Source organism: Streptococcus fryi, from assembly GCF_053206505.1.
Genome location: NZ_JBRUGW010000002.1, coordinates 15349 through 33687, shown reverse-complemented (window position 1 = coordinate 33687; position 18339 = coordinate 15349). Strand labels below are relative to the sequence as shown.

Below are 18339 nucleotides of genomic sequence, written 5' to 3'. Positions count from 1 at the left end.
ACGTGTACCTCCTATCTTTCATATTGCTTTAACCATCTAGTGACCGCTCGTTTATCGTACAGAGTCACACCATCAATGACCATTGTAGGCATTCCTTCTCGTGTCCATTTTTGAAGGGTTGTCGTTGATACATCAAGCCACCTAGAAAGAGCTACCATCCGAACCATAGGTTTGTATAGTTCTTTATCTTCTAGCGCTCTTTCAATAGCTGTAGAGACCATTTCATCATAATGTGCCCTTAACTGTTTTTCCAAAACTTTGGGAAGTTGAACAACTAAAGTCGCTTCTTCAGACATATTATTACCTCGTTTCCATTTCTCAATTAAATAAACTCCGAATTTGTATATTTTATTATACATTTTAAATTATAAATACTTTTTTGTATTCTTTTCAAGCGATATTATACTTTTTGTATTAAATGTGGTAGAATATCAATTAGGAGGAATCTATGACTAATAATATAGCTAAACTTATAGAAGAAAGTGGCAAAAAAATAAAAAGTATCAGTGAAGCGCTAGATATATCCTACCCAACACTATCTAGCTATAACCAAGGAATACGAAAACCTAAAAAAGAGAATACTCAAAAGTTAGCGGATTATTTTGGTGTCTCAGTGGCATACATCCTTGGAATTGACGAAGAAAAGTACGCTCCGTCAAATTTAAAAATCGTCACTGATAGTTTCAAGACATCTGAAATTACTTCTGTAACACCTTTTAAAAGCGATATGGAGAAGCTTAAGAAAGGAATCGAACTAGGAGAGATTCATTTGTCTATGCCCTTAAATGAAGGCTTCTCAGACGATTTTAGGCGCTTTTTAGCGCGCTACTTGATCAATCATGAGGAAGAATTCATGAAAACTTTCACTAAACACATGAATAGTTTAAAACGAGAGTCAGAAATTTGGCAAACCTGGATTCAGACTGAAGAATACCGAATTAGACAAGAAGACCGACACAAAAAATAAACGAACAGTTTCTCAATTACATAAGCTCCGAAAACTTAGAAACGGAGAACTGTTATATCTGTACACAAGTACCAATCTACAAAAGGAGTCACCTATTTTGTTAAAGTTTACCTTGGTCTAAACGACTACGGTAAGAAAAAATATTATACTAAACGAGGATTCAAGACGCGCAAAGCTGCCAAAGCTCATGAAACTGCTGTTAATCATCAGTTGAACAGTGGAACTTTTGTCCATATTACTGCTCAAACAACCTACACTTATCAAGAGCTTTATCAAAGGTGGTATGAAGCTTACAAAGATACTGTTGAAGCAACTACTGCAGTCAAAACTGCCGACCTCTATCGCCTACATATTCTTCCTGCTTTTGGAGAAAAGAAAATTTCAAAAATCAGTCCTTTAGACTGTCAAACCTTCATCACTGACAAAGCCAAGACATTCAAAAACATGAAGCAAATCAAATCTTATACTTCTAAAATATTTGAATTTGCCATTAATATGAATTATATTGAACGAAATCCTATGAGCAAGGTGATTATGCCGAAAATCAAAAAAACTGCCAGTGAAAATTACTGGTCAGTTAGTGAGTTACAGCAGTTTTTGCAAATCATTTTAGAAAATGAACCTTACAAGCACTATGCTTTGTTCAGGCTATTAGCTTACAGCGGCCTACGAAAAGGTGAATTGTATGCACTTAGATGGTCAGACTTTGATTCAGACACTCAGTTACTCACAATCAGTAAAAGTCTGGGTAGAATAGATGGTCATGCCGTTGAAAAAGGCACTAAGAACTCTTTTTCTGTACGCACTATCTACCTTGATGATGAAACGTGTGGTATACTCAACAAATGGAAACAAGAATCTGTCAGGGAAAAAGGACAGTTACATATTGCACCTCTTTCCATCGAGAAGGACTTTATGTTTACTTACTGCTCAAGAACAGGTGACATTGAACCTCTTCATGCTGACTACATCAACAACATTCTCAAGCGAACCATTCGTCAACATAATCTCAAGAAAATCAGTCCACATGGATTTAGACACACCCACGCTACCTTAATGATTGAAATGGGAGTTGATCCTGTGAATACTGCTAAACGGTTAGGACACGCTAGTAGCCAGATGACTTTAGACACTTATAGCCATGCCACAAAAGCTGGTGAAAAACAATCCATTACAAAATTCGCAGAATACCTCGATAAAGCTAAATAACCTTAGCTTTCTTTTTCCACTAAAATTTAACCAGGTCTTAAGAGATTACCAAAAAGATTACCAAGCCCACTTTTCCACAAAAAAGACACCTTGCAAGTAACTTGCAAAGTGCCTTGAAACGTTGATATATCGCTGATATTAACGTTTTGAGAATTGTGAAGCTTTACGAGCTTTTTTAAGACCTGGTTTCTTACGTTCAACCATACGAGCGTCACGAGTAAGAAGTCCTGCGCGTTTCAATGAATCGCGGAAGTCTGGGTCTACTTGAAGAAGTGCACGTGCGATACCGTGACGGATAGCACCTGATTGACCTGCATAACCACCACCTACAACGTTAACGAAAACATCGTAAGAACCTGCAGTTGATGTTACTGCAAATGGTTGGTTGATAACAAGACGGAGATCAGCGTGTGGGATGTACTCTTCAACATCTTTTTTGTTAACAGTGATTTTACCAGTACCTGGAACTAAACGAACGCGTGCAACAGCGTTTTTACGACGACCAGTACCTGTGTATTGTGCTTGTGCCATATTATTCTATGCTCCTTTCTCTTAGATAAGTCCTGAAATATCAAGAACTTCAGGTTGTTGTGCAGCGTGAGTGTGCTCACCACCAATGAAGACTTTCAATTTCATACCTTGCGCACGTCCAAGAGTGTTGTGCGGAAGCATACCTTTAACTGATTTTTCAATCAAGCGAACAGCGTTTTTAGAACGCAACTCACCAGCTGAGATAGCTTTCAATCCACCTGGGTGAAGTGAGTGAGTGTAGTAAATCTTATCAGTTGCTTTTTTACCAGTTAATTTCACTTTTTCAGCATTGATAACGATAACAAAGTCACCTGTATCAGTGTGAGGTGTGAAAGTTGGTTTGTTCTTACCACGAAGAACGCTAGCAACTACTGCTGAAAGACGTCCAAGAGGCACATCTGTTGCGTCAACAACGTACCATTTACGTTCAACTTGGCCTGGTTTAGCCATAAATGTTGTTTTATTCATGATTTCTCCTATACGAATCGTTTTTGTTTACAGTGTGGATGTTCCAGTCCACGAGTTATTTGAAGGGTTCCGGGGCCTTTCAAATGGGGTAAACAATACCGTTTATAATCATATCAAAAAGAACCCTATCCAGTCAAGTGTTTTGAGTCTATTTTTACTCTTTTTCCTAACTTTATTTAGCAAATAAAATCCTGTCGTAAATTTTGTAAGGCTTTTATCAAGTCAGCTACTTTTTTCATGTCACTTCTCCTGTTATTGATTACATGTAATGTAAAATTGTAACAATAACATTTGTTAGAATATGTGCTACAATTGAATAATTCAAATGATCAGTTTTATAGTATAACCAAGAAAAGATTAGTCCTTGACATAAAATCATTAGGAATTGTTTATCAATGCCAAAAACATGTAAAAAAGGCAAATACAGCTGCAGAGATGAACACACTCAATAAATGATTACCACAGATTTTAAGCCTTTCTTGAAAAATACCTCTAAAAGCAAATTCTTCTATAATAGGACTAATAAAATTAGTACCAATAAGTAACAAAAAAACAAATCTAGAATGGAATAGTCTCATGACATATTCTCCATTTGTAGAATCATACTTTCCAGGAATGAGATTTAATATAACTAGTTGTATTGCAATACCTGTTAAGACAAGAAAAATAACTTTTAAATAGCTATAATTATAAGAAAAGCGCATAACATCACTTTTTAAAATGCTGATGTTATGCGCTTTTTCTATTTAAATGTCTGATACAATAAAACTAGTCTTCATCTATAAAGGTCAACTCCTGAATAAATCGATGATTATGACTGCTGGTTAATAACGACGATTTAGGATAATTAGTTAAAATAGCTTTGACGTTGGCTAACCCAATCCCTCTATTATCACCTTTACTAGAGTATCCATATTCAAATATCTGAGCAGTAGCTACTTTATCTTCAACTGTAGTATTTTCAACAACTACAGTTTTCCGATTTTCTTCCTGGAAATAAGCAAATATGATATTGCCATTGGTACACTGTTCTGCAGCATCTATGGCATTATCTAATAAAATGGATAAAATGGTTATGAATTCTATCAACTCCAAAGAAGGTAGTTCCATTTCGGAATCCACTTCGACCGAAATCTCGATTCCTTTATTTTGTGCTTCCAACATCTTAGATGACAACAAGCTCTTAACAGCAGTATTTTGTATATTAGACAGTCGAGCTATATCATACTTCCCATCATAAAATTTCTTATCAGAGTCAGCGATAACTTCTTGATAAATGGAACGAATCGCACCAATGTCTTCTCCTTTGATAGCTTCATTCAAGCTGATAAGAATATTAGTATAATCATGTCTAAAACTGCGAATTTCCTTATAAAGAGATTCGACATGACGGCTATAGCGTTCTAAATCCGCTAGCTGTTTGTCCTTCAACTCCTGAATTTCTCTGTCTTGCTTTTCCTTCTTCTGATAGTTCAAATACAGTATACTAGCTGTAAACAACATAAAATATACTAGTAAGACATTGGTTCTAATATAATATGTATCTATGTTTAAATTCAACCCATTTTCGATACCAACTTCAAGTTGAACAATACTACGTATTATCAAAAAATAGGTAACAAAAAATAGATTCATACCAATGAATGTCTTTTTAAAATCTTGATCTAAAGTGTCAACCTGAAGATTTTTAGCGTCTATCCTTAGACCTTTGAAGAATATAAGATAAAACGGAACTAATAATACTGTTAAAAGAATATTAAAAAACGGATTACTATTAGACAAAATAATATCAATGTCAAAAATAAATCGTAAATATAATCCTATCATCCTTTGAAACATATCGCCTATGACGAATGGTAATAAAGAATAGAATATCTTTTGCGTTTTATTCCATCCTGTTTTTAAAAAAGGAACTACCAACAATAGCGAGAAAGGCTCCCATAATAGAATCAACCTACTAAAAAAAATAGATGCGAAGGTTATTACCAACGCTATGATCACTTTATGTTTTCGTTTTATTTGAAAGCCACTAATCTGTTGAAAAATATAAATCCTTATTAAGATATCAATGAAAAAAAGTAAATCATACCCTGGTGAAATAGTAATATTCATTTCCTATGCTCCACCAATTCTACTAATTTCCCTTGTTTTAGCCTGGATATAAAGCAAGAATCGCCAGTCTCAAAATAGGCAATATGATTGGTTCTATCTATTTTTGTGATATTTAATGGATTCACCACATAAGAACGATGTGCCTGGTAAAGTCGTTCATCAGCTTTAGCTATATCCGACACTTTACCATAAAATTCCATCTGACCTGTTTTTGTTTTTAAACTTACTTTATGAATTGTTGAAGAGGTTTCAAAATAAAGAATATCACTAAACGGGACTTGAACATGGGCAGTATCAGTCTTATAGACAAAGGCATTTTCAGCGATAGTATGATCTATACTGTCGAAGGCATGAACTAAGACATCTGATATAGCTTGTTGAAAATCACTATCTTCCAAACCTTTATCTATAAAATCTAGAGCAGAAACGCGATAACGGTAAGTTACCGGCATAAACTCTGAGTGAGTCGTCACAAAGACAATAACAGCATACGGATCTCTAGCGCGAATTTCCTTGGCAATTTCCATACCTTTTTTTTCTTCACCTTTAATCTCAATATCTAAGAAAAAAAATTGATGGTTTCCTGTTTCCTTTATAGATGCCAATAATTGATTTGGTTTACCAAACACTTCTAAAAATTTATATCTCACAGCAGTTTGTTCAACACACCTCTTTATTGCATTTTCTATTCTACTCTGTTGGAAAAAATTATCCTCTAATACAAAAATATTAAGCACAAATTAACCTCTTCTCCATAGTTTATCTAGTTCCTTTTGTTTGTATCTTGAAAATATTAGTCTTCTTTTAACAACATAGGAAGTTTCCATAACTAAACTCTATATAGATATTATATCACAACCAAAGATATCTATATAACCTACTGAAAAAATCTTGTATAACTAGCATAAATAAAGTTTATGAGATGAAAATGACCAAAAGGACCTGATAAGATTCAATACATTTACAAATTCATTTTGGAATGAGGACATTATCTTTCAAATTCTTATTTAAAATTTGCAATTTTCTAAAAATTCTATTGATTTGTTCCTTTTTTATGTTATAATAATTTTGTGATCACTATTATTAAATTCTAAGGAGATTATAATATGAAAACAAAATATACCGAGTTAAAAGCAACAGAATTAATTGAAACTACTGGTGGTGTCAATGTGTTATTTAATCCTTTATATGCTGGTGGTGGAGGTGTTCCTGTGTTTGTAGGTGGAGGAACGACTGTTGTACATAGACCTGATCATTGGGATGTTTATACTGATCCAGGTAGAAAAAGACGACCATAGATGAAGAAGTATATTTTTAATATATTATCTGTATTGCTTATTGTATTGCCGTTACTTACTTATCATATAATGGGTACTTCCCCATTTGATTCTCTATCAGATGACTCCTATTTTTTAATTTACGATTGTACGCAAGTATTAGGAGGTATTTTGGGAATTGCATTGCTCTGGAATTATGGATTTAGAGAGATGTTTCAATTCAAATTTAAATGGTCGTATCTCCTCTGGATCCCAGCAATCTTTATATTACAATATTTATGGACTCAAGTAGTGATGTTCTATATAGTTAGTATTTACGGTGACGATTCTCTTGTTGTTTGGGGTCAATCATATAAATTTCTATCTATTTTAGGGTTTTCAAGATATTTTTATAATTCCGTATTTAGAGCTCCATTTGTTGAGGAAGTTTTTTATAGAGGAATTGCTTTTTCACTATTGTCTAAGTTCAAGAAATATCATTTGGATTTAGTAGTATCATCAGCTATATTTTCATCAGCTCATTTTTGGTACTGGGGGTGGAGTAATATGGATTTTCTGAATTACTTTATTCCAGGATTATTGATGGGGGCTTATTTTAAGAAAACAAACTGTATTTACTATACGATGTTTTATCATATGTTGTGGAATGCCTTTCCTTATATGATGGGATGGAGATGAATAGCGTAGAAATGTATTATGATATAAAAAGTTCCTAGCATCTAAAAATGATACTAGGAACTTTTTTAAGTCAAGTATTTATCTAAATAATAGTCAAGAGAGTTTTTTTCACCTTTAATAATGACTAAATACCCTTACAATAACTAACAGTACCCTTCCTTTTACTTTGATACCTCTCAAGTGGTCAACTGAATACATGCCTTGATTGGCAAGTGATTACCTACTAGTGCATTCCTAATGATGTGACTACTTCAATCGATCATTTACTTTCGTAGTGCGTTTCACCTTTTTTCTAAATATTGTGTAAAAAAACACGGCTAACATAAGGTTAGGAAGTTTAACATGAGAAATACCCTGTGCAACCAGCGTGTCATTAAGCATATACAATAAAGTATATCCTCCCAAAAGAATTGTTGCTATTTTATCATACTTATGCATTATAATTCCTCCTCTATTTATCTAAAATCTTATAGCGCAATCACATACTACTTTAATCCTTTACCCTATCCATAAACTGTTACCGATGCTACGCTAACAATGGCGATAACCTTAGTCACTGATTAGGTATAGTAATATAGCACTTCCTAAAACATACATAAGATTTAGTTTATTTTCCATGATTAAATCCATACTAAATACAACAACGGCAGACAGGCATATGGAAGCTCTGATAAATGTCATTATCGATTTTTTATTAGTCATAATAATCTCTCCTCTATATTACTTAATGTCTTTTTCATTCATTGTTAGCTTTTTATGATGTAATCTTTTTGACATTAAAACCACTGTGCTAATGCTTTCCCAAATTCTTTGCCTATGCTAAAAATATCATTGATCAAACTTGGAGCAAATAGCCATAACAACACTATAGCAACCATTGAAACAATGGCATTGCGTAAGTTTAAATTGTTAACCTGCTTCATAAAATACCTCTCACCAAAACATTATCTAAAAATGATCCAAAATCTGTATTCAAATTATTCTTTGTTTCAAATTGAGTCCTGTTATTCTTTGATTTGATGTCGTTTTGCCGACCTATTTGTAAAGTCAAAAAAGATAACAGTAAATAAGACAGCATATGTGGATGGAAGAAATGATTCTATATCAAAACTGATTATAGATAAGTCTCCTAAGATGCATAAAATCGCATAACCAACGATAAAAACAGTAACTAGATTCTTTATTTTATCCATATCACAATCCCTCCTCGTAATTAGTTAGAACTAAAATTGTTATATAAATACGCACCAAAGCTTTCACCAGCTTTATAAATGCTTGGTACCACTACAGCACCAATTATTAACAAGATAGCTGCAACACCAACAAGACATAATAATTTCCCAAGAACACTTAGAGAATTATAAAATGCATCAAGCTTTTGATATTTTCTTTCCATTATTGATAAAACATTTGCCATATTATCACCTTCAATTCCTTTACGTTTAGTTTTGTCATTCTTGTAGCTAGATATCGCTCTGAAACCAACAGATTTGCTTGATACTAAAGTAACAAAGCATCGCCCTTCCGTTTTCATCAATCCAACCTTACATGTACAGTATAAGATAAAATGTGTTATTATTTTTTCTCTTGTCACGAAATGTCGTTATTTTGTAATGAACGACCATATTTTCTACTAAATATAATTATCGATTTCTTTATGGTCTTAGTATAATATGCGACTTATTCCCAAAAGAGCTCGTCGAGGGTTTTATCTAAGGCTTTACAAATGCGAATGCATAGATTGATGGTGGGGTTATAATCGCCCTTTTCAATAGCTGATATGGTTTGGCGTGAGACGTCTACTTTTTCTGCTAGCTCCTGCTGAGACAGGTCTTTTCCTGCTCTCGCTGCTTTTAATCGGAGGTTTTTCATTTTTCTGCCTCACGACGATTTTGTAATAGTTTATAAATAAGGCTACTGACCATTGACAAGAGAGTAGCATACAGCAGTAAAAAACTAGTAGCACCACCTTTATCCAACAAAGCAAGCTCACCATCACCACCGAAAATGTTCAGGATAGTCACTCCTAGCATAGTAATAGCAAAAACAAATATCACCAAAAGGATCCTGAGAGTTACGACATCATTTTTCTGATTCAGAAAAGGATGAGCGTCCTTTAGAACAGCGTAAACTGTCTGCACACCGACACCAATGCATAGGAACGAAAAATATAGCGTCTCTTGTGCAATATAATCCGTCCACAAGTGTCCAAATACATGCTGCGCCCAAAGCAAGCCTATCACCGTCCAAAAACCTATTTGATAGGATCTCAATAGAAAGTGCTGTTGCCGTTCGTCAAGTTTGACCATTTCTTTTTTTGTCATCATTGACTTCCTCCTGTTTTTTTCTTTTATTGTAACACTTAACATTCTTTTTGTAAATTATTTTTGACATTTTGTCATAAAAAAGAGAGGTTGCCCTCTCTTAATCATTTTTATTATTTTTTATTTCTTTTCACTAAGAAAGCTCCAGCAGTTGATAGAATTCCAACAAATGATAACAAGCTTGATGCGTCACCTGTTTTAGGTAATTCCTTCATTGTTGATTTAGGTGTGTTAGATACAGCTACTTTTTGAGCTTCCTTTTTAACTGGTGCTTGAGAAGTTTGTTTAACCTCTGGTTTTACTTCTGGTTTAACCCCTGGTTTAACCTCTGGTTTTACCCCTGGTTTAACCTCTGGTTTAACCCCTGGTTTAACCTCTGGTTTAACCTCCGGTTTAACCTCCGGTTTTACTTCTGGTTTAACCCCTGGTTTTACTTCTGGTTTTACCCCTGGTTTTACTTCTGGTTTTACCTCTGGTTTTACCTCTGGTTTTACTTCTGGTTTAGCCTCTGGTTTAACCTCTGGTTTTACCTCTGGTTTTACCTCTGGTTTTACCTCTGGTTTTACCTCTGGTTTTACTTCTGGTTTAACCTCTGGTTTAACCTCTGGTTTTACCTCTGGTTTTACCTCTGGTTTAACCTCTGGTTTGACTTCTGGTTTAACCTCGGGTGTTGCTTCTGGTTTTACCTCGGGTGTTGCTTCTGGTTTTACTGCTGGATTAGACGTTTCAGACGAGGCGTTGCTACGATTAATATCAAAAGACACAGTAGTCAGTAACTGCCCATTATAATCACTATAAAAAGCTCCATAAAATTCAACACTATAATGTCCATTAGGTAAGTTATAAATAGACATCCGTTCTCTACTAAAGTCTTCAGTATTTTTTGGCTTATGTACCAAGAAGTTACGGGATGAAACATAAGTATTCGAATCTAAATTCTTAATATGATAGTCGATACCTGTAGAATTGCCAGTCTCCTTCTCTAATATCCCTCTAAACCTTGGAACAAGATACTCATAATCACCTTGAACTGTCACTTCTGCCGTAAAAGGCTGATTCGTTGACACAGTTGTTTCCGATGTAGTCACCTCTGTTGCATAAACAGGTGCTGTTGCTAAAGAAAGAACAGCTGTTGCAAGTGATAAAGACGTTAAAATAGATTTTTTCATTATCTGTTTCTCCTAAATTTTTTTATCAAATCCATTATATATATATATATATATTGTCAAGTTATTTGAGAGGAATATATCAAATAAATCTACTATACCAAGCACCTACCGTCTGACCGATTGCCCCATACGGAAGTAAGTGTGTCGTTTGCCTCTTACGGCAATGCTTAGAGCCACTATATTTTCAGGGTCTGGCATACGACCGTAACCCCCGTCTCCGATATGATGAATATCTGTTCCCAAACGTTTGTTACTCAAACCAAATGAGCGGATAGTATCCACATCAGCACTTTCCTGACTTGTTCCTATAGTTGACATGACAAGAGCGCCTTTTTCTTGTAGCTCCTCAATCACTGGACTTAACAGCTCTTCACGAATACCTGGTACTGTTCCGACACTAGGTACCAAGATACCATCTGCTCCTAAAGTCACAAAATCCCTCAAGGCTTCTGGGTCAACGACTTTTTCACCAAGACCTGCTCCATGCATTTTACCAGCAAAAATCAAACCATCAAAATGTGTTACAGAAAGCTTTATCGCCTCTTTAATCGCCTCTAAAGACACACCCGTTGATGGATTACCTGTCAGCATGATAAAGTCAACACCTAGCTGATTTGCCGCCTCTAAGGTCTCCTGACTTAAGAGACGACCAGATGGCAAATGGACTTTCTCATCTAAGACAGCAAGGTTTTCATCCACAGGCTCAAGATTAATGCCCACAGGACGCCCCGTCAAGCGTTTTATCTCTGCCACAGGATTCTCACAAGGGTAAAAACCGACAATCTCTGGCTGAAAAACATCTAATTCATTCAAAACGAGGAGATCACAACCAAAACTAGCCATCATCTCAGCATTAGTCACTCCTTCAATCAAGGGAGCAGCAGTGACAACTGTCTCTCCCAAAATCGTCCGTCCCTCGCTTGATTTAATCGCTTGTTTCAAATCTTCCTTACTAATACCAACTAAGTCACTAGCATAACATGAGATTAATCGCTTCATTATCTCTCTCCTATCTTTTTATCTAGTTACTAGTATAACCTAATTGTATTGTTATGAAAACGTTTTTATGTGTCATACCATCAATTCATCACCATCTTCAACCATCTATCTCAAAGTAATCAAAAAGGAGTAGGACAACAAGCCTGATTTCATTGAAATCCATTTTGTTATCTCACCCCGTAAGGTTAGTAAATCAGCTATGAGGGTTGAACATTTTATCAAGTACCTTAATCTTCAGTCATGCTCAGTCATCTTCCCAGTTATCTAGCAGAGATTGGAGGCTAGCCAATTGTTCTTCACGCCAAGGACGTAGTCTAGGATTATAGAGTTGGATAGTCTCACTCATCTGACCCAAGGTCTTGCGTGTTTTTTTGATACGGTCTTCCAACTCACGCGCAGGAACGCGGAGTGCTCCTTGGGCAAACACCGTCCATTGCTCATTGAGGTCACTGGTAGCCACAGAAACTGTCCACTTGCCTTCGTTGAGCTCTGCAGCGAGGTGCTCGATGTAGTCGTCTGCCGTTTCACCTTCTGCCGTGAAAACGACCGTCAGATTATAATGGTCATAGCGCAAGCGCACACCAGGCACAAACTCAGCGTCAAAGACAACCGTGACATCTAAGCGTTCAAAACTAGCGTAATTACTCAGACGGTTTAAGAGAATGTTTCGTGCGACATCAAGTTCTCCTTTTTTGAAATACTGACGTGTCTCCTCCCAAAAGGCAATCATATTATAACCGTCAACCAACAATATTTTACGCTTCATGCCTAGCCTCGATTTCTATAAACCTCGTACATCAAGATGGCCGCAGCAACACTGGCATTGAGGCTTTGCACGTGACCTGACATGGGAATGGTAATCATCTCATCGACTTGTTTTTTGATGTTAGTTGAAATCCCCTTGCCCTCGTTACCGATAATCAAAGCGAGCTTACCTTTGGTATTCCACTTGGTTGAGGGTGTCCCTGCCATATCTGTCCCGAAAATCCAGAAGCCAGCTTCCTTGAGCTTAGCAAGAGTTTGACTGAGGTTGGTTACACGTACAATTGGCACGTGTTCAGCAGCGCCAGTAGCCGTCTTTGTGACCACAGGTGTGACACCAACGGCACGGTGTTTGGGAATGATGACACCTGACACATTAGTCGCATCAGCCGTTCTCAGAATAGAGCCAAAGTTATGCGGGTCATTCAAACCGTCAAGGACTAAAATGAGAGGATTTTCCTCTTCTTCTACTTTAGCCATCAAATCAGATAATTCAGCATAGGCAAAGGCTGCCACTCGCAACACAAACCCCTGATGGACAGCTCCTTCTGCCATCTCAGTTAGGGTTTTCTTAGGTGTCCACGAGATCGACACTTTCTTCTCAGTCGCAAGCGCCTTTATCTTATCCACATTTTTGCCACGAAGGTCATCTTGAATATACAATTTATTACCAGTGCCTGCCTGTAAACTCTCCGTTACAGCATGAACACCATAGACGATATCATTATTTTCCATAGACCTATTATACCATAGAAAAAGAAGGTCGGATAATCTCTGACCTTCTTTCGTGATATTGGAGCCTTAAATCTCTACCAAATAATCACGCGCTTCTCTTTATCACGCCACATGCCATCCCCTTCTTTGACATCAAAGGTGTCATGGAAATCATCAAAGTTTGCTACTTGGACGTTTGTTCTGAAGCGTCCTGGGGCGTGAACGTCAACGGATACTAACATTTGAACATACTCAGGACGAGCTTTCATACGCCAGATAGTTGCAAAATTGGTAAAGTAGTCTTCCGCTGAGAAGTCTGCTTCTTGCTTAGCTGCTTCAAGTGCTGCCGCAAGACCACCTAAATCGGCAACGTTTTCAGAAACGGTGAGTTTTCCATTGACCTTTGCCCCCTCAATCTCAAGACCATCAAACTGGTCAATGACCTTCTGCGTTCTTTCTTGGAAGGCAGCATAGTCTGCTTCAGTCCACCAATCGTTGAGACTACCATGCTCATCAAAGGACGCACCATTGGTATCAAAGGCGTGTGAAATTTCATGGGCAATAACAGCACCGATACCGCCGTAGTTGGCTGATGAGCTTTGCTCTAATGAATAGAATGGTGCTTGAAGGATTGCCGCAGGAAAGACGATTTGGTTTTGTTGTGGGTCATAGTAAGCATTGACCATGTGGGCGGGCATATGCCACTCTTTGCGATCAACAGGCTTGTTCCACTTGCTCCATGTGTGCGCAATGCTGATTTGAGCGAGAGCATTAGCATTTTCAATCAACGTCTTGCTTTCATCAATGACCTTTTTAGCGTATGTCTCTGGCAATTGCTCTGGATAGCCAATGTGGGCTGTGATAGCATTTAGCTTGGTCACTGCCTTATCGCGTGTCTCCTTAGCCAACCACTCTGTCTTTTCCAGACGAGACTTGTAAACATCAATCATGGTTTGCACCTTATGTTCCACGTCAGCTTTTGCTTCTGGCGAGAATTTCTCACCAGCATACCAAAGACCAAGCGCTTGGCTAAATGGACCTGATGCCAAGTAAAAGGCTGCCTTACGCTGATTCATCGCCTCTGGTGTTCCTGACAATGCTCTGCTGTAAGTCCCTGACAAGACACGAATGTCATCTGTTAAATAAGACGTATAAGCCACTGCTGCACCTTGAACAAGATAGGCTTTTAGATACTCCCAGTTATCTTCTGAGTAGAATTCTGCTGCAAATTGTGTCCAGAAACGCTCCTCTGGAACAATGATTTTATCAGGTTCCGTGCCTAAAATAGATGTAAAAATGTCGCTTAACGGTAGTTCTGGCACTAAGGCTTTAAAGTCTGCCCAAGCATACGGGTGATATAGTTTGGCATACTCTGAACCTTCTTCACTTGACAGAACATACTTGGCAATCTTGGCATCCAAAGCGATGCACTTATCTAAAATATCCTTAATCTCATCATCAGCCAAACCAAGTTTTGGCAGTAGGGCTTCTTGACAAGCACGCCATGTCGCCAACAATTCCTTACCTTTGTCGTTATCATCGGCATAGTAAGTGGTGTCAGGCAAGATAGTGTGTGGTGCGTATGCCCAGAGGACATTGGTCTGAGCGTCCATAAAGTCTGGCGACACACCAAATGGTAACAGATTAGGTTTACCAGCTAATTCGTACTCAGCCATGCGCTTAGTGAAGTCAGCAAATGAGTTTAAGTTGCGGTATTCGTCAATCAGGGCTTGAACAGGTTCAGCTCCTAGCTTTTCTCTAGTCTCAAAATCACTCACTTGACGGTGGAACTTGACAAAATTGGCAAGAATTGGGTCACTTGGTAGCGTGTCGCTTGCCAACCAAGCGTCTGTCGTCTCTAGCATCAAGTCCTCAATCGCTGTATGCAAATCCATAAAACCGCCTGTCACAGGTTTATCATCAGGAATAACGGCTGTCTTTTCCCATTCGCCATTTACCGCTTGGAAAAAATCATCTTGTAATCGTACCATATCATACCTCTTTCTTCATATCTTACCTAACATTTTACCAAAAAAGTCCCATATTACCAGCCCAAACTGTGAAAATAGCCAAAAACTGGGCTGAAATCCTCTTAAAAGGTTCAGCTCCAGTTCATATTTACATCCCTATTTCTTCTCTTTTTGAGCTTGTCTTTGAGCCAAGGCTTTTTTGATTTGATTCAAGCTATTGCCTGCTGCCATTCCTGTAATCTTGTAATGCTCACGCATAAAGCTCAATATAGCATCATCTGTTTCACCTGCCAGTAATTTACGGCTAATTTCTTTCACGACATCTTGATTGGATAACACGGCAGCAATCTGCTGACGATACTTGATATAAGCAGTATAAAGTAAGAATACCCACACTGCCAAACCGATCCAAAGCCACTTAGTTTCCATAACACTTCTCCTTCTTATCTGACCATAGTCTCAAGTATGACTCACATCAACATCCTTAAAAACTATGGGTTTTTGGTGTCCAAAATAATGGTCACAGGCCCGTCATTGACCAGAGATACCTTCATATCTGCTCCGAAAACACCTGTTTTCACCGGTACAAGCTGGGCTAAAGCCTCATTGAACTCCTCATAACAACGACTAGCAAGGTCTGGAGATGCCGCTCCTGTAAAAGCTGGACGATTGCCTTTCTTGGTTTGGGCAAACAAAGTGAACTGCGAGATAGATAAGATGTCACCTTTAATATCTTGAATAGAAAGGTTCATCTTGCCATCATGGTCAGAAAAAATCCGCATCTGACTGATTTTTCGAACAGCATAGGCAATATCGTTAGCGTCGTCATCTGGTCCAACACCCACAAGCAATAACAATCCTTGACCAATTTGACCTGTCACCTGACCATCAATCGCAACACTTGCTTCTGACACGCGTTGTATAATAATTTTCATTAACCACTCGTCCTTTTCACTGAATACACATCTGGGACAACCTTAATCTTATCCACCACCGTTGTCAGATTATTAAGGTTCGTAATCCCAAAGCTGACATGAATGTTGGCGAACTTCATATCCTTAGTCGGCTGAGCATTGACCGTTGAAATATTCTTAGTCATGTTGGATAGGATTTGGAGCACATCATTCAGCAAACCACTGCGATTGAGACCATAAATATCAATCTCTGCCATATATTCTTGACTTGAATTAACGGTGCTCTCTTCCCACTCAACCTCAATCAAACGCTGTTCATAGCCATCTTGGCTCTTGATATTATTACAATCCGAGCGGTGAATCGCCACACCACGTCCCTTAGTGATATAGCCTTCAATAGCGTCACCTGGAACAGGGTTACAACACTTGGCAATACGCATCAAGAGACCTGATGCCCCTTGGATAATCACGCCACCTTCACTCTTGACTTTGAGAACATCGCGCTTGTCCGTCTTAACCTCGCCACCATTCATCAGTTCATCGGCTTCAGCCTTAGCCTTAGCCCTTTCTTGCTCACGACGCTCTTTCTCGGTCAATTTATTGAACACACTAATCGCTGAAATCTCACCAAAGCCAATTGCCGCATACAAGGCTTCCTCGCTCTTATAGCCAATTCTTGGCAGCAAATCTTCAAAATGCTTGCGATCAAGGTACTTGTTGGCCACATAGCCTTGTTCTTGGAAGGTTGAAATCAAGAGTTCGCGACCCTTGTTAATAGATAGTTCCTTATCTTGACTCTTGAAGAACTGACGAATTTTGTTACGTGCCTTGTTGGTCTTGACAATCTTAATCCAGTCACGACTTGGGCCGAAAGAATTACTGTTGGTAATAATTTCAACCACATCTCCTGTTTTCAACTTGGCTGTCAAAGGCACCATCCGACCATTGACTTTGGCACCTGTCGCCTTGTCTCCAACCTGTGTATGAATGTTATAAGCAAAATCAATCGGACCAGAATCCTTTGGAAGCTCCTGAACGGCACCATTTGGGGTAAAGACATAAATCCGCTCGGCAAAGAGGTCTTCTTTGACCGAATCCACAAATTCTTGAGCATCGCCTCCACTGTCCGCTTGAAGCTCAATCATCTCCTTAATCCAGTCCATCGCCTTGCCACTGACTTTTTCAGTAATGCCTTGCTTATAAGCCCAGTGAGCCGCAACCCCATACTCTGCCACCTCGTGCATGGCTTTGGTACGAATCTGAAACTCAATCGGCCCTTTTGGCCCATAGACTGTCGTATGGATAGATTGGTAACCATTGGATTTTGGTGCAGCAATATAATCCTTAAACCGCCCTGGCATAGGACGCCACAACTCATGGATATAACCTACCATAGCATAGACATCACTTGCCGTAGCCATAACACAACGTATCGCTGTCAAATCAAATATCTGGTCAAATCGCTTTTTCTTATCATGCATCTTGCGATAGATGGAGTAGATATGCTTGGGACGCCCATAAATCTCGCCATACAGCCCTTGCTCTTGCGTATAATCACGCAGTTTGGTCACGACTTCCTCGACCAAAAGCTCACGCTCACGGCGTTTTTCTTTCATCAAACGGGTTATCTTGTAAAATTCCTGCTCATTCAAATAACGAAAGGCAAGGTCTTCTAATTCCCACTTGATACGGCTAATCCCCAAGCGATGTGCCAACGGAGCATAAATCTCCATTGTTTCACGTGAAATCCGTTCCTGCTTATCCTTGCGAAGATGCTTAAGTGTACGCATATTGTGCAGACGGTCAGCTAGTTTAACCAAAATAACACGAATATCCTTGGACATCGCCACCAGCATCTTACGGTGATTTTCCGCCAACTGCTCCGCATGTGACTTATATTCTACCTTACCGAGCTTGGTCACCCCATCTACAATATTGCGAACATCCTTACCAAAAGCTTCTTCCATGTCGTCTAACGTCGTCTCAGTATCTTCAACCACATCATGCAAAAAACCACAGGCAACCGTCACAGCATCTAACTGTAACTTTGCAAGAATTCCCGCCACTTGAATCGGATGAATAATATAGGGTTCACCGGACTTTCTAAACTGTAATCGGTGTGCATTAACCGCAAAATCCAAAGCCCGTTGAACAAAGGCAACATCTTTTTCATTCAAATACAAACTCGTCAGGGCAACAACTTCTTCACCAGTCAAATCAATAATTTTCGCCATCAAACGCCTCC

General features: G+C 38.2%; 24 protein-coding genes. 4 read left to right on the top strand and 20 right to left on the bottom strand.

Features of this window, described 5'->3' with window-relative positions; translation table 11 throughout:
• Positions 1-11: 11 nt before the first annotated feature.
• Positions 12-296 (bottom strand): DNA-binding protein, encoded by a 285-nt coding sequence (locus ACVRZH_RS01020; RefSeq protein ID WP_447453469.1) that lies wholly within the window; start codon positions 294-296, stop codon positions 12-14.
• 152 nt (positions 297-448) lie between these two features.
• Between ACVRZH_RS01020 and ACVRZH_RS01015 the strand changes: the two genes are divergently transcribed.
• Both ACVRZH_RS01015 and ACVRZH_RS01010 read left to right on the top strand, forming a co-directional pair.
• Complete coding sequence (locus ACVRZH_RS01015; protein ID WP_447453468.1) at positions 449-967, top strand: helix-turn-helix domain-containing protein; 519 nt, start codon at positions 449-451, stop codon at positions 965-967.
• Between the two features lie 54 nt (positions 968-1021).
• Complete coding sequence (locus ACVRZH_RS01010) at positions 1022-2176, top strand: site-specific integrase (RefSeq protein ID WP_447453554.1); 1155 nt, start codon at positions 1022-1024, stop codon at positions 2174-2176.
• A gap of 138 nt (positions 2177-2314) precedes the next feature.
• On the opposite strand, the gene rpsI is transcribed toward ACVRZH_RS01010, so the two are convergent.
• The 6 genes from rpsI to ACVRZH_RS00980 form a co-directional block, all read right to left on the bottom strand.
• Positions 2315-2707 (bottom strand): 30S ribosomal protein S9, encoded by a 393-nt coding sequence (gene rpsI, locus ACVRZH_RS01005; RefSeq protein ID WP_115268172.1) that lies wholly within the window; start codon positions 2705-2707, stop codon positions 2315-2317.
• A 21-nt stretch (positions 2708-2728) separates the two neighbouring features.
• A complete protein-coding gene (rplM, locus tag ACVRZH_RS01000) occupies positions 2729-3175 on the bottom strand; it encodes a 50S ribosomal protein L13 (protein WP_447453467.1) in 447 nt (148 codons plus the stop codon).
• Positions 3176-3434: 259 nt separating this feature from the next.
• The gene (locus ACVRZH_RS00995; RefSeq protein WP_447453466.1) at positions 3435-3620 is read right to left on the bottom strand and encodes a CPBP family glutamic-type intramembrane protease; all 186 of its coding nucleotides are present in this window, start codon (positions 3618-3620) and stop codon (positions 3435-3437) included.
• Positions 3568-3753: a CPBP family intramembrane glutamic endopeptidase gene (locus ACVRZH_RS00990; protein ID WP_447453553.1), complete on the bottom strand. Its 186-nt coding sequence runs from the start codon at positions 3751-3753 to the stop codon at positions 3568-3570. Before ACVRZH_RS00990 ends, ACVRZH_RS00995 begins: the two co-directional genes overlap by 53 nt.
• Positions 3754-3943: 190 nt before the next feature.
• Positions 3944-4678: a sensor histidine kinase gene (locus ACVRZH_RS00985; protein WP_447453465.1), complete on the bottom strand. Its 735-nt coding sequence runs from the start codon at positions 4676-4678 to the stop codon at positions 3944-3946.
• A 605-nt stretch (positions 4679-5283) separates the two neighbouring features.
• Entirely contained in the window at positions 5284-6024 is a 741-nt protein-coding gene (locus ACVRZH_RS00980) for a response regulator transcription factor (RefSeq protein WP_447453464.1), read from the bottom strand.
• Positions 6025-6393: 369 nt separating this feature from the next.
• Here ACVRZH_RS00980 and ACVRZH_RS00975 point away from each other — a divergent pair, with 369 nt between their 5' ends.
• Together ACVRZH_RS00975 and ACVRZH_RS00970 are read left to right on the top strand one after the other, a co-directional pair.
• Entirely contained in the window at positions 6394-6585 is a 192-nt protein-coding gene (locus tag ACVRZH_RS00975) for a hypothetical protein (RefSeq protein ID WP_447453463.1), read from the top strand.
• Between the two features lie 150 nt (positions 6586-6735).
• Positions 6736-7242 carry a CPBP family intramembrane glutamic endopeptidase gene (locus ACVRZH_RS00970; RefSeq protein ID WP_447453462.1) on the top strand — a complete coding sequence of 169 codons (507 nt, stop codon included), beginning with the start codon at positions 6736-6738 and terminating at the stop codon, positions 7240-7242.
• Between the two features lie 246 nt (positions 7243-7488).
• Here the strand turns inward: ACVRZH_RS00970 and ACVRZH_RS00965 are convergent, their stop codons facing one another.
• From ACVRZH_RS00965 to ACVRZH_RS00905, 13 genes are all read right to left on the bottom strand, one after another.
• Positions 7489-7680: a hypothetical protein gene (locus ACVRZH_RS00965; RefSeq protein ID WP_447453461.1), complete on the bottom strand. Its 192-nt coding sequence runs from the start codon at positions 7678-7680 to the stop codon at positions 7489-7491.
• Positions 7681-8018: 338 nt separating this feature from the next.
• The gene (locus ACVRZH_RS00960) at positions 8019-8165 is read right to left on the bottom strand and encodes a hypothetical protein (protein ID WP_447453460.1); all 147 of its coding nucleotides are present in this window, start codon (positions 8163-8165) and stop codon (positions 8019-8021) included.
• A 290-nt stretch (positions 8166-8455) separates the two neighbouring features.
• Positions 8456-8776: a hypothetical protein gene (locus ACVRZH_RS00955; RefSeq protein ID WP_447453459.1), complete on the bottom strand. Its 321-nt coding sequence runs from the start codon at positions 8774-8776 to the stop codon at positions 8456-8458.
• Positions 8777-8922: 146 nt separating this feature from the next.
• Positions 8923-9114 (bottom strand): type II toxin-antitoxin system RelB family anti-toxin, encoded by a 192-nt coding sequence (gene relB / locus ACVRZH_RS00950; protein WP_447453458.1) that lies wholly within the window; start codon positions 9112-9114, stop codon positions 8923-8925.
• Positions 9111-9569 carry a hypothetical protein gene (locus ACVRZH_RS00945; protein WP_447453457.1) on the bottom strand — a complete coding sequence of 153 codons (459 nt, stop codon included), beginning with the start codon at positions 9567-9569 and terminating at the stop codon, positions 9111-9113. The genes relB and ACVRZH_RS00945 overlap by 4 nt, the downstream gene beginning before the upstream one ends.
• Before the next feature lie 110 nt (positions 9570-9679).
• Positions 9680-10735: an LPXTG cell wall anchor domain-containing protein gene (locus ACVRZH_RS00940; protein ID WP_447453456.1), complete on the bottom strand. Its 1056-nt coding sequence runs from the start codon at positions 10733-10735 to the stop codon at positions 9680-9682.
• A 105-nt stretch (positions 10736-10840) separates the two neighbouring features.
• Positions 10841-11734, bottom strand: a complete 894-nt coding sequence (locus ACVRZH_RS00935) for a DUF7916 family protein (RefSeq protein ID WP_447453455.1) — start codon at positions 11732-11734, stop codon at positions 10841-10843.
• A 244-nt stretch (positions 11735-11978) separates the two neighbouring features.
• On the bottom strand, positions 11979-12500 hold the full coding sequence (locus tag ACVRZH_RS00930; protein ID WP_447453454.1) for an NYN domain-containing protein: 522 nt from the start codon (positions 12498-12500) through the stop codon (positions 11979-11981).
• 2 nt (positions 12501-12502) lie between these two features.
• A complete protein-coding gene (gene rlmB, locus ACVRZH_RS00925) occupies positions 12503-13231 on the bottom strand; it encodes a 23S rRNA (guanosine(2251)-2'-O)-methyltransferase RlmB (RefSeq protein ID WP_447453453.1) in 729 nt (242 codons plus the stop codon).
• Positions 13232-13305: 74 nt separating this feature from the next.
• Entirely contained in the window at positions 13306-15201 is a 1896-nt protein-coding gene (locus ACVRZH_RS00920; protein ID WP_447453452.1) for a M13 family metallopeptidase, read from the bottom strand.
• Positions 15202-15336: 135 nt separating this feature from the next.
• The gene (locus tag ACVRZH_RS00915) at positions 15337-15609 is read right to left on the bottom strand and encodes a cytochrome c-type biogenesis protein (RefSeq protein WP_447453451.1); all 273 of its coding nucleotides are present in this window, start codon (positions 15607-15609) and stop codon (positions 15337-15339) included.
• Between the two features lie 62 nt (positions 15610-15671).
• Positions 15672-16115 (bottom strand): D-aminoacyl-tRNA deacylase, encoded by a 444-nt coding sequence (gene dtd / locus ACVRZH_RS00910; RefSeq protein ID WP_447453450.1) that lies wholly within the window; start codon positions 16113-16115, stop codon positions 15672-15674.
• The gene (locus tag ACVRZH_RS00905) at positions 16115-18328 is read right to left on the bottom strand and encodes a RelA/SpoT family protein (RefSeq protein WP_447453449.1); all 2214 of its coding nucleotides are present in this window, start codon (positions 18326-18328) and stop codon (positions 16115-16117) included. The genes dtd and ACVRZH_RS00905 overlap by 1 nt, the downstream gene beginning before the upstream one ends.
• Between the last annotated feature and the right edge of the window lie 11 nt (positions 18329-18339).

Bases quoted from the DNA above. Each gene is read 5' to 3' on its own strand.
- ACVRZH_RS01020 (WP_447453469.1), bottom strand. From the start codon at position 296: ATGTCTGAAGAAGCGACTTTAGTTGTTCAACTTCCCAAAGTTTTGGAA.
- ACVRZH_RS01015 (WP_447453468.1), top strand. From the start codon at position 449: ATGACTAATAATATAGCTAAACTTATAGAAGAAAGTGGCAAAAAAATA.
- rpsI (WP_115268172.1), bottom strand. From the start codon at position 2,707: ATGGCACAAGCACAATACACAGGTACTGGTCGTCGTAAAAACGCTGTT.
- rplM (WP_447453467.1), bottom strand. From the start codon at position 3,175: ATGAATAAAACAACATTTATGGCTAAACCAGGCCAAGTTGAACGTAAA.
- ACVRZH_RS00990 (WP_447453553.1), bottom strand. From the start codon at position 3,753: ATGAGACTATTCCATTCTAGATTTGTTTTTTTGTTACTTATTGGTACT.
- ACVRZH_RS00985 (WP_447453465.1), bottom strand. From the start codon at position 4,678: ATGTTGTTTACAGCTAGTATACTGTATTTGAACTATCAGAAGAAGGAA.
- ACVRZH_RS00975 (WP_447453463.1), top strand. From the start codon at position 6,394: ATGAAAACAAAATATACCGAGTTAAAAGCAACAGAATTAATTGAAACT.
- ACVRZH_RS00965 (WP_447453461.1), bottom strand. From the start codon at position 7,680: ATGCATAAGTATGATAAAATAGCAACAATTCTTTTGGGAGGATATACT.
- ACVRZH_RS00960 (WP_447453460.1), bottom strand. From the start codon at position 8,165: ATGAAGCAGGTTAACAATTTAAACTTACGCAATGCCATTGTTTCAATG.
- ACVRZH_RS00955 (WP_447453459.1), bottom strand. From the start codon at position 8,776: ATGAAAACGGAAGGGCGATGCTTTGTTACTTTAGTATCAAGCAAATCT.
- relB (WP_447453458.1), bottom strand. From the start codon at position 9,114: ATGAAAAACCTCCGATTAAAAGCAGCGAGAGCAGGAAAAGACCTGTCT.
- ACVRZH_RS00945 (WP_447453457.1), bottom strand. From the start codon at position 9,569: ATGATGACAAAAAAAGAAATGGTCAAACTTGACGAACGGCAACAGCAC.
- ACVRZH_RS00940 (WP_447453456.1), bottom strand. From the start codon at position 10,735: ATGAAAAAATCTATTTTAACGTCTTTATCACTTGCAACAGCTGTTCTT.
- ACVRZH_RS00935 (WP_447453455.1), bottom strand. From the start codon at position 11,734: ATGAAGCGATTAATCTCATGTTATGCTAGTGACTTAGTTGGTATTAGT.
- ACVRZH_RS00930 (WP_447453454.1), bottom strand. From the start codon at position 12,500: ATGAAGCGTAAAATATTGTTGGTTGACGGTTATAATATGATTGCCTTT.
- rlmB (WP_447453453.1), bottom strand. From the start codon at position 13,231: ATGGAAAATAATGATATCGTCTATGGTGTTCATGCTGTAACGGAGAGT.
- ACVRZH_RS00920 (WP_447453452.1), bottom strand. From the start codon at position 15,201: ATGGTACGATTACAAGATGATTTTTTCCAAGCGGTAAATGGCGAATGG.
- ACVRZH_RS00915 (WP_447453451.1), bottom strand. From the start codon at position 15,609: ATGGAAACTAAGTGGCTTTGGATCGGTTTGGCAGTGTGGGTATTCTTA.
- dtd (WP_447453450.1), bottom strand. From the start codon at position 16,115: ATGAAAATTATTATACAACGCGTGTCAGAAGCAAGTGTTGCGATTGAT.
- ACVRZH_RS00905 (WP_447453449.1), bottom strand. From the start codon at position 18,328: ATGGCGAAAATTATTGATTTGACTGGTGAAGAAGTTGTTGCCCTGACG.